Origin of the sequence: Bradyrhizobium sp. R2.2-H, assembly GCF_004346455.1 — a bacterium.
Classification (GTDB): Bacteria; Pseudomonadota; Alphaproteobacteria; order Rhizobiales; family Xanthobacteraceae; genus Bradyrhizobium; species Bradyrhizobium diversitatis.
The window spans coordinates 266,276-275,469 of the sequence record NZ_SMBR01000012.1 but is presented as its reverse complement, the minus strand read 5'-3'; the positions used below and the strand labels follow the sequence as shown (position 1 = coordinate 275,469).

Annotated in this window: 10 protein-coding genes; 1 reads left to right on the top strand and 9 read right to left on the bottom strand. The window is 65.6% G+C overall.

Annotation, left to right across the window (positions count from 1 at the left end):
* Nucleotides 1–248: 248 nt before the first annotated feature.
* The 9 genes from EDE08_RS28790 to EDE08_RS28750 all read right to left on the bottom strand — a co-directional run bounded on the left by EDE08_RS28790 (nt 249) and on the right by EDE08_RS28750 (nt 7,194).
* Nucleotides 249–716, bottom strand: a complete 468-nt coding sequence (locus EDE08_RS28790; protein ID WP_131871886.1) for a nuclear transport factor 2 family protein — start codon at nt 714–716, stop codon at nt 249–251.
* A gap of 93 nt (nt 717–809) precedes the next feature.
* The gene (gene ybgC, locus EDE08_RS28785) at nt 810–1,259 is read right to left on the bottom strand and encodes a tol-pal system-associated acyl-CoA thioesterase (protein ID WP_082822106.1); all 450 of its coding nucleotides are present in this window, start codon (nt 1,257–1,259) and stop codon (nt 810–812) included.
* A gap of 67 nt (nt 1,260–1,326) precedes the next feature.
* Entirely contained in the window at nt 1,327–2,247 is a 921-nt protein-coding gene (locus tag EDE08_RS28780; protein ID WP_131871887.1) for a metallophosphoesterase, read from the bottom strand.
* 105 nt (nt 2,248–2,352) lie between these two features.
* Entirely contained in the window at nt 2,353–3,222 is an 870-nt protein-coding gene (locus tag EDE08_RS28775) for a DUF6869 domain-containing protein (protein WP_131871888.1), read from the bottom strand.
* Between the two features lie 97 nt (nt 3,223–3,319).
* On the bottom strand, nt 3,320–4,372 hold the full coding sequence (gene ruvB, locus EDE08_RS28770; RefSeq protein WP_131871889.1) for a Holliday junction branch migration DNA helicase RuvB: 1,053 nt from the start codon (nt 4,370–4,372) through the stop codon (nt 3,320–3,322).
* Nucleotides 4,369–4,830, bottom strand: coding sequence for a hypothetical protein (locus tag EDE08_RS28765; protein WP_131871890.1), 462 nt, complete (start codon nt 4,828–4,830; stop codon nt 4,369–4,371). The genes ruvB and EDE08_RS28765 overlap by 4 nt, the downstream gene beginning before the upstream one ends.
* The gene (ruvA, locus tag EDE08_RS28760; protein WP_131871891.1) at nt 4,827–5,444 is read right to left on the bottom strand and encodes a Holliday junction branch migration protein RuvA; all 618 of its coding nucleotides are present in this window, start codon (nt 5,442–5,444) and stop codon (nt 4,827–4,829) included. The genes EDE08_RS28765 and ruvA overlap by 4 nt, the downstream gene beginning before the upstream one ends.
* A 240-nt stretch (nt 5,445–5,684) precedes the next feature.
* Nucleotides 5,685–6,212 carry a crossover junction endodeoxyribonuclease RuvC gene (gene ruvC / locus EDE08_RS28755; RefSeq protein ID WP_131871892.1) on the bottom strand — a complete coding sequence of 176 codons (528 nt, stop codon included), beginning with the start codon at nt 6,210–6,212 and terminating at the stop codon, nt 5,685–5,687.
* Nucleotides 6,213–6,447: 235 nt separating this feature from the next.
* Nucleotides 6,448–7,194, bottom strand: a complete 747-nt coding sequence (locus tag EDE08_RS28750; RefSeq protein WP_131871893.1) for a YebC/PmpR family DNA-binding transcriptional regulator — start codon at nt 7,192–7,194, stop codon at nt 6,448–6,450.
* A gap of 204 nt (nt 7,195–7,398) precedes the next feature.
* Here EDE08_RS28750 and EDE08_RS28745 point away from each other — a divergent pair, with 204 nt between their 5' ends.
* Nucleotides 7,399–9,147: a methyl-accepting chemotaxis protein gene (locus tag EDE08_RS28745; RefSeq protein ID WP_131871894.1), complete on the top strand. Its 1,749-nt coding sequence runs from the start codon at nt 7,399–7,401 to the stop codon at nt 9,145–9,147.
* The last annotated feature ends 47 nt before the right edge of the window (nt 9,148–9,194 follow it).

Below are 9,194 nucleotides of genomic sequence, written 5' to 3'. Positions count from 1 at the left end.
GGCGCTGCGCTAGCGCAGCGCCGCAGCGGACCGAACCATGAACGACTGTTACCTATCCATCCGGTCTGGTTTGTTACCCATCCATCCGCTGGACAGCGAAGCGCCGGATGAGGGGTATCCATCCGCGAGTTCGCTGTCATTGAATGCGCGGAGAGAGACCCCTCACCCGTCTCGCCGCTTTGCGGCGAGCCACCCTCTCCCACAAGACCCACAAGGGGAGAGGGTGAAAGAGCACCGCTTGTAAAATTCTAGAACGGATCGCTGCCCAGCCCCGGCACATCGGCCGGCCGCGGGCCCGGCGCCGGCCAGTGAAAGCGGCGATCCTTCTCAGCGATCGCGACGTCGTTGATCGAGGCCTCGCGCCGCTTCATCAGCCCGTGCTCATCGAACTCCCACTGCTCGTTGCCGTAGGAGCGATACCACTGGCCGCCGGCATCGTGCCACTCATACTGGAAGCGCACCGCGATGCGATTGCCATCGAAGGCCCAGAGGTCCTTGATCAGCCGGTAGTCCAGTTCCTTCTCCCACTTGCGGGTGAGGAACGCGACGATGGCCTCGCGGCCCTGAAACACTTCGGAACGATTGCGCCAGCGGCTGTCCTCGGTATAGGCGAGCGACACGCGGACCGGATCGCGTGAATTCCAGGCGTCCTCGGCCATGCGGGCCTTTTGCGCAGCGGTCTCGCGGGTGAAAGGTGGAAGCGGCGGGCGCGACATGATGGCCTCATCGGTTGATCGGGCCGTGAATTTATCGCCCCGATTGGCGGAGTCGATAGGCCACCACAAATCAGGCGATCACTTATCGGGCGATCACGAAATCAGATCGGCCTTCATCAGCGTGCGTATCGACTTCGGAATCGGCTGGGCGCGACCGCCGCTGATGAAGGCAACGCGGACCTCGGCCTTCACCAGCACGTCGTGGCCGCGCCGCACCTCCTGCGCCAGCATGATGGACGCACCCTTCACCGCGACCGGCCAGGTCACGACGTCGAGCACGTCGTCCATTCGTGCGGGCTTGAGGAAATCCAGATGCATCGAGCGGACGACGAAGGCAAAGCCTGCGCCCTCCGTCTCGACCTGCTCGAACAGCGCCTGCTGCTCGGCGCCCATCAGCCTGAGATGATTGGTGCGTCCGCGCTCCATGTAGCGCAGATAGTTGGCGTGATAGACGATCCCCGAGAAATCCGTGTCCTCGTAATAGACGCGGACCTGCATGTGGTGGCGGCCGTCGCGGATCTCGCCGTCCAGATGGGCAGTCACGTCGTGAGCCTCTTCGCTTGTCGCTGTCGGCCCGTTTTGCGCAAAAACCGCGGTCCGCGCAAGCGTGTTAGGACACAACCGGCGCGGCCCGCCCCAGCCTCACCTCGACGATCTCCGGCGGCACCCCGACGCGCAGCGGCATGATGCTGCACCCGAGGCCACCGGAGATGATGACGTCGCATTTCAGCCTGACATGACCATAGGCGAGGCGGACGCCATGCTGCGGCGGCACAGCGGGGGACCAGCCGAGCAGGCGGACCTGGCCGCCATGGGTGTGGCCGGACAGTTGCAGCGCGACACGCGCCGGCACGCGCGGCGCGATGTTGGGCTCATGCGCGAGCAGGATGACGGGCGCATCGTCCGTGACCTTGGCGAGCGTCGCATTGAGATCGTCGGCACCGAAGCGCACTATGCTCCGGAAGCGGCGCGCCGGCAGAAAGGCCAATTGATCGCCGAGACCGGCGAGCCAGAACGGTCGGCCGTCCTTGGTGAGGCGCACGACGTCGTTCTCGTAGACGGGGATGCCGGCCGCTTCCAGCGCGCGATGCGCGACGGTCACTCCCTGCCCGGCCCGCTGCACCGTCCTGTCATCCCAATAGTCGTGGTTGCCCATGACGGCGTGGACGCCGAGCGGCGCCTTGAGGCCGGCCAGCACGCGCGCCCATTCGCTGCACGGAATGATGCGCGTGACCTGATGCAGGCCGGCGACATAGTCACCGAGCAGAACGATAAGGTCGGCGTTCAGCGCGTTGGTGCGGTCGACGATGGCCGCGACCCGGTCGAGCGGCATCCAGGGATCGCAGGCATGGAGGTCGGCGATGACGGCGATCTTCAACGGAAGATCCGCCGGCCACTGCCGCGGCGTGGGATGATAGCGGGTGACGCGGAGCCGCAGCATCGGCTCGACGCCGACGCCGTAGGCGGCCGTCGAGACGCCGAGGGCGGACAGACCGCCGATGGAACGGATGAGATGACGGCGCGTGATCATGGAAGCCCGTTTCCGATGCAGCTTCTCGATGCGATGCGATTGAAGCAGAATTGGGATGGGCTCGTGCAGATAATCTGCATCCCCGTGCAGACGCCTGCACGGGGATCACCAACGGCTTTCGCCAACCAGCGCATCCAGCCGCGTCTTCAATTCGTCCGACGCCCGGTAGTACCAGACACCGCCGAGCAGATCGCGAAAACGTTCATTGACACGCGCCTCACGCTCGATGCGGTCGATCGTGCCGGCGCTGATCACATCTTCGAGCGGACCTGCGGCCAGCAGCGACAGCAATACCGGATTGGCTTCGATCTTCAGGATCTCCAGGATCAGGTCGATCATCCGGTCGGGATCATCCTCGCGCAGGTCTCGCTCGAAATCCATGATCGCGAACAGATTGTCGTCCTGGTCGCGCTCGGATTTGGAATATTGCTCGACCCAGGCGCGCGCGAGCCTGGCGGTCGACATGTTGGCGAAATCGAGCGGCTCGCGCGGCGTGCGCTGCGCCAGATGATCGGCCTGCCAGGCCTTGCTGTCGGCAAGTCCTGCAATACGCGACATCAAGGGGTCGTCGGGATCGACATGCACGCCACCGAGCAGCCAGCGCAACCGGTCATTGTGCCCGGCCTCGTGCTCGATGCGCGCGATCACCTCCTCGCCGTGTGCGTAGAGCAGCGACAGCAGGAACTTGTCGTTGAGCTGCATCACGGTCGGCTTGTCGGCCTCGGACTTGAGCACTTCCAGCACGAGTTCGAGCGCCTGTTGCGGCCGGCGGTGCGGCAGACGGTCGAAATAGAGTTTCAGGGCCCAGATGCTGCCGACCTGGTCGCGCCGGCTGACGCGTTGAAGCGCGCACCACATCGACGCCAGCTCGCCGAGCGGCATCGGGTCCAGGAACGCCTCCGTCTCATCAGGCGTCTGCAGCTGCGGCGCAGCCGCGATGACCTCGAGCAATCCAGCGTCGCCCGTCAGCCCCATTCTTCCCACTCCAATCCGTATGCGAGAGCGGCGATGCCGTGCGCCGCACATCGGATTAGTAATGGGATTGAACCGGCGGGTTCACCGGTTGCGGCAGTCAGTCGTCCTCGGACTGCTCGGTGCCGAACAGGCCGAATTGGGCTGGATCGCGATTGGGCTCGGCGAGACCGAGATGGCGGAAGGCGTGCGAGGTGAGCAGCCGGCCGCGCGGAGTGCGCTGCAGATAGCCGCACTGGATCAGATAGGGCTCGATGATGTCCTCGATCGCATCGCGCGGCTCGGACAGCGCGGCGGCCATGGTCTCGACACCGACCGGGCCGCCGCCATAGTTGAGCGCGATGGTCGTGAGATAGCGGCGGTCCATGGCGTCGAGCCCGGCGGCGTCGACCTCGAGCGCGCTCAGCGCGTGATCGGCGATCTTGCGGTCGATCGTGGCGGCATCCGCCGCCGAGGCGAAATCGCGGACGCGCCGCAGTAGCCGGCCGGCGATGCGGGGCGTGCCGCGGGCGCGGCGCGCGATCTCGTTGGCGCCGTCCGCGCTCATGCCGACATTGAGCACGCGCGCGCCACGGCTGACGATGCTTTCCAGTTCCTCGATGGTGTAGAAATTGAGCCGCACCGGGATGCCGAAGCGGTCGCGCAGGGGATTGGTGAGAAGGCCCGCGCGCGTCGTGGCCCCGACGAGCGTGAATTTCGACAGCTCGATCTTCACCGAGCGCGCCGCCGGGCCCTCGCCGATGATGAGGTCGAGCTGAAAATCCTCCATCGCGGGATAGAGCACCTCTTCCACCGCCGGGCTGAGGCGATGGATCTCGTCGATGAAGAGCACGTCGCGCTCTTCGAGATTGGTCAGCAGCGCCGCGAGATCGCCGGCCTTGGCGATGACAGGCCCCGATGTGGCGCGAAAGCCGACGCCGAGCTCCTTGGCCACGATCTGCGCCAGCGTGGTCTTGCCGAGGCCGGGCGGCCCGACGAACAGCACGTGATCCAGCGCCTCGCCGCGCTTGCGCGCCGCCTCGATGAAGATCGAGAGATTCTTGCGCGCCTGCTGCTGGCCGACGAAATCGGACAGCGATTGCGGACGGAGCGCGGTGTCGCCGACATCATCGCTGCGGCGCTCGGGCGAGACCATGCGCGGAGGAGTAGTCATGCTCGGGCTCTGTGGGCCATTCTACCCACGAAAAGGGACAGCTGCACAAGAACAAACAAGACAGCGCTTTGTAGCAGGAGTTCAGACCATATGTATTGATCGATCTGTCCGATAAACACCAAAGCGAGAACGAGGTACGAGGCCGGAGCGATCAGCAAGACGTTCCACCATGTTACGTGGCCGCGAAATAGTATGATCGCAGCGACAAGAACACCGGCGATCAGGCCCGGCAAAGACCACATTTTGAAACCAATGAGCGCAACATACGGCGCATCGCGCGAGATCGAAAAACAACGGATGACGCGGGTCAGCAGACACCCCGACGCCGAGAATGCAGCCGTGGCAAGAATGCCGATTAGCACTGTCCCCGCGAACACGACACCAAAGAAATATATCGCACGCTGTATGCTCGGGAGCTTTGGACCCTCCGCGCGATCGAGGCCGTGATCGGAATTCACTTCGCGAGCTCCTTCAGGCCAAGACGAATGAGCTGCGCGGTCTCGGCATTCTCGCCTGCGCTGCGCGAGGCCGAGGCAATCGCAGCAGCCGCCTGCGGCTGGCCGTAGCCGAGATTGACGAGCGCGGAGATCGCATCCGCCACTGGACGCGGGGCCCGCTGGTCGTCGACGGCGCCGGCGAGATGCACGACCGCCGGATCGACATTGGCGAAGGCCGGCGCCTTGTCCTTCAATTCGGTGACGATGCGCTCGGCCACCTTGGGGCCGACACCGGGCGTGCGCGCCACCGCGGCCTTGTCGCGCAGCGCGATCGCATTGGCGAGATCGGCCGGCGCGAGCGTGCCGAGCACGGCGAGCGCGACCTTGGCGCCGACGCCCTGCACGGTCTGGAGCAGGCGAAACCATTCGCGCTCCTGGTCGGTGCGGAAGCCGAACAGCTTGATCTGGTCCTCGCGGACATAGGTCTCGATCGACAGCACGGCGGCCTCACCCGGCGACGGCAGATGCTGCAGCGTGCGCGAGGAGCAATGCACCTGGTAGCCGACGCCGCCGACGTCGAGGATGACGAAATCCTCGCCGTAGGAATCGATCAGGCCCTTGAGCTTGCCGATCATCGCTGCGCACCCATCGCTTGAAGGACGCACGGCATCGTCTGTCCGTTCCCTCCCCCCTTGTGGGGGAGGGACAGGGAGGGGGGTGCCACACGGGGATTGTCTCGAAGGCGTGAGGACTGCGCGCCAGGCTCGTCAATGACGGCGGCACCACCGCTGCGGCTACCCCTCTCCCCAACCCTCCCCCACAAGGGGGGAGGGAGCACACCGTCCATGCGGCTCATCTGTGCCTCACAACGCGCATTAGAGACCCGCCACCTTCAGCCGCAGCGCCGTGCTCTGGCGATGATGAGCGTGGGTGATGGCGATGGCGAGCGCGTCGGCGGCGTCCGCCGACGGCGGCTCGGCCTTGGGCAGCAATATCTTCAGCATTATCGCGATCTGTTGCTTGTCGGCGTGGCCGGCGCCGACCACGGTCTTCTTGACCTGGTTCGGCGCATATTCGGCGACAGAGATGCCGAACATTGCGGGCGCGAGCATGGCGACGCCGCGGGCTTGGCCGAGCTTCAGCGTGGCAACGCCGTCCTTGTTGACGAAGGTCTGCTCGACCGCCGCTTCCATCGGCTGGTGATTGGAGAGAACGGCCGCGAGCCCTTCATGGATCGCGAGCAGGCGGCTCGACAGCGGCAAATCGTCCGGCGGCTCCACCGAACCGCAGGCGACGTAGATCAGCCGGTTGCCCTCGGCCTCGATCACGCCCCAACCCGTGCGGCGCAGGCCGGGGTCGATGCCGATGATGCGAACGGGGCCACGAATCGGGAGCGCAGTCATGGGCCAGTGATAGCGGCTGGCCGCGGGATGCGAAACAGAAACAGAACGGAAGTAACAGGGGAAAGGAGGTCTCGGATGAGCCGCGCTGCGCGGTACAAACCCGGGCGTCATACCCCGCGAAGGCGGAGTATCCATTACGCCGCGGCTTATCCGTATCCCTCTTGCGTCTCTGGAATACTGGATCGCCCGCCTTCGCGGGCGATGACAGCAGAGTGTGGAACTGACGCGCGCGCTCCTACCCGCCCATCTTCGTCATCAGCGCGTCCGATATCTCGAAATTGGCATAGACCTGCTGCACGTCGTCATGCTCGTTGAGCAGGTCCATCAGCTTGAGAAGCTTCTCGCCGGTCTCGTCGTCGACGGCGACCGTGTTTTGCGGCTTCCAGATCAGCGCGGCCTTGCGCGGCTCGCCGAACTTGGCTTCCAGCGCCTTGGCGACGTCGCGGTAACCTTCGGTCGAGGCGTAGATCTCGTGGCCGTTCTCGCCCGAGACCACGTCGTCCGCGCCGGCCTCGATCGCGGCATCCAGCATCGCGTCGTCGGAGGCGACGCTGCGGTCATATTCGATGACGCCCGTGCGGTCGAACATGAACGAGACCGAGCCGGTTTCGCCGAGATTGCCGCCGGACTTGGTGAAGAAGGAACGGATGTCGGAAGCGGCGCGGTTGCGGTTGTCGGTCAGCGCCTCGACGATGACGGCGACGCCGCCGGGACCGTAGCCCTCGTAGCGGATCTCGTCATAGTTCTCGCCATCGCTGCCGAGCGCCTTCTTGATGGCGCGCTCGATGTTGTCCTTCGGCATGTTCTCCTGGCGCGCGGCGATCACGGCGGCGCGCAGGCGCGGGTTCATGGCGGGGTCGGGCGTGCCGAGCTTGGCCGCGACGGTGATTTCCCGCGCCAGCTTGCCGAACAGTTTCGACTTCTGGGCATCCTGCCGCCCCTTGCGGTGCATGATGTTCTTGAATTGGGAATGTCCGGCCATGCGTGGTCTCGTAAAGGAATCGTGCGCCAAGGTGAACGTGGGAAGCGCGGCCTTATAGGCCGCCAACCCACCGGAATGAAAGAGGCTCTACGACTTTAAGGTAACACCGTACTCGCCCGTGCCTAGAGGTCAGGCACCGTTAACCCTGATTTCATTCCGGGCTGCGAAAATAGCGCCCGACCGTTCTCCGACAAGAGAGGCCCGATGGCGTTCGGATTATTTCGGAAGCGTCTGCCGGACCCGGCTGCGCCTGCGACAGCCCTGGAGGCTCGGCAGCCGGCGACCGATTCCGCGACCGCCCCGGCCGCCGAAAGTGATTCGGCCCGGGAAATCCTGGAACTGCTGGAACTCGAGCTGGGCGCCATGATCCGCCAGCTCGAGCGCGCCGCCAATTCGGTGGCCGGCGGCGCCGAGGCGACCGCCACGACGCTTGCCGCCATTCGCGACCGCACGGATGCCCTGACCGGCCGGACCAACGCGGCGCAGTCGACCGCCTCCACCTTCGCCCATGCCGCCGACAAGTTCACCCAGTCCGCGCAGGGAATCGGCGCGCAGGTCCGCAATGCCGGCAAGCTCGCCGACGAGGCCAGTGCCGCGGCGCAGGAAGCCCGCGCCAATGTCGAGCGCCTGCGCGAATCCTCCGCCGCCATCGGCAATGTCGTCAATCTGATCGCGCAGATCGCGCGGCAGACGACGCTGCTCGCGCTCAACTCCACCATCGAGGCCGCACGCGCCGGCGATGCGGGCAGAGGCTTTGCGGTCGTCGCCACCGAGGTCAAGGCGCTCGCGGTGCAGACGCAAGGAGCGACGGAAGAGATCACAAGGAAGATCGACGCGCTCCAGCGCGACGCCGCCGGCTCTGCCGATGCCGTGCACCGCATTTCGCAGGCGATCGAGGCGATCCGCCCGGTGTTCGACACCGTCAACGGCGCGGTCGCCGAGCAGAACACCACGACCAGCGAAGTTTCCGGAAATGCCGCCAGCGCGTCGGAGTTCATCATCTCGGTCGGCGAGAGCGCGGCCGAGATCGATGCCGCGACCAAGGCGGCCGAGACCCATGGCAAGAGCGTCGCCAGCGCCGGCAAGGCCGTCACCACGTTTGCTCAAAAGCTGAAATCGCGCTGCGCCGTGCTGCTCGGCCAGCGCGAGCACGCCGACCGCCGCAAGACCGAGCGGCTGCCCTGCCATCTCAGGTTCGAGACCGCGCGCGGGGTGATGCCGGTCTATGAAATCGCGATGGACGGCGTGCTGATCGGCGGCGCGGACGCAGGCCGGCTTGCGCCGCAAGCGATGATCGAAGGTACCCTCGAAGACATCGGCGCCTGCCGCCTGCGCGTTGTCGAGCAGTCCAAGGCCGGCGCCCGCGCGCAATTCGTTGGTGCCGGCGCCGCGCTCGGCGAGAAGATCGAGGACAAGCTCTGGTCGATCCACGAGGAGAACACGGAACTGGTCACCCGTGCCATGGAGGCGGGCAATGCGCTGACGAAGATATTCGAGCAGGCGGTCGCGCGCGGCGAGGTCAAGCCGGAGGACCTGTTCGACACGGACTATTTCGAAATCGCGGGCACCAATCCGCAGCAATTCCGCACGAAATATCTGGACTGGGCCGACCGCGCCCTGCCGCCGTTCCAGGAAGCCTTCCTGGCGCGGGAGCCGCGGATGGCGTTCTGCGCCATGGTCGACCGCAACGGCTTCCTGCCGGTGCACAACAAGATCTATTCGCATCCGCAGCGGCCGGGCGACGTCGCCTGGAACACGGCCAACAGCCGCAACCGGCGGATGTTCAACGATCCGGCGGGGCTCGCCGCCGCGCGCAACCTGCGCTCGTACCTGGTCCAGAGCTATGCGCGGGACATGGGCAACGGCAACACGGTGATGATGCGCGAGATCGACGTCCCGATCCGCGTGCAGGGCCGTCACTGGGGTGGCTTCCGCACGGCCTACAAGCTGTAGTGCTGTCCCGAGTGCACTCTTGGGCAAGACACCGGCCGCGAATCATC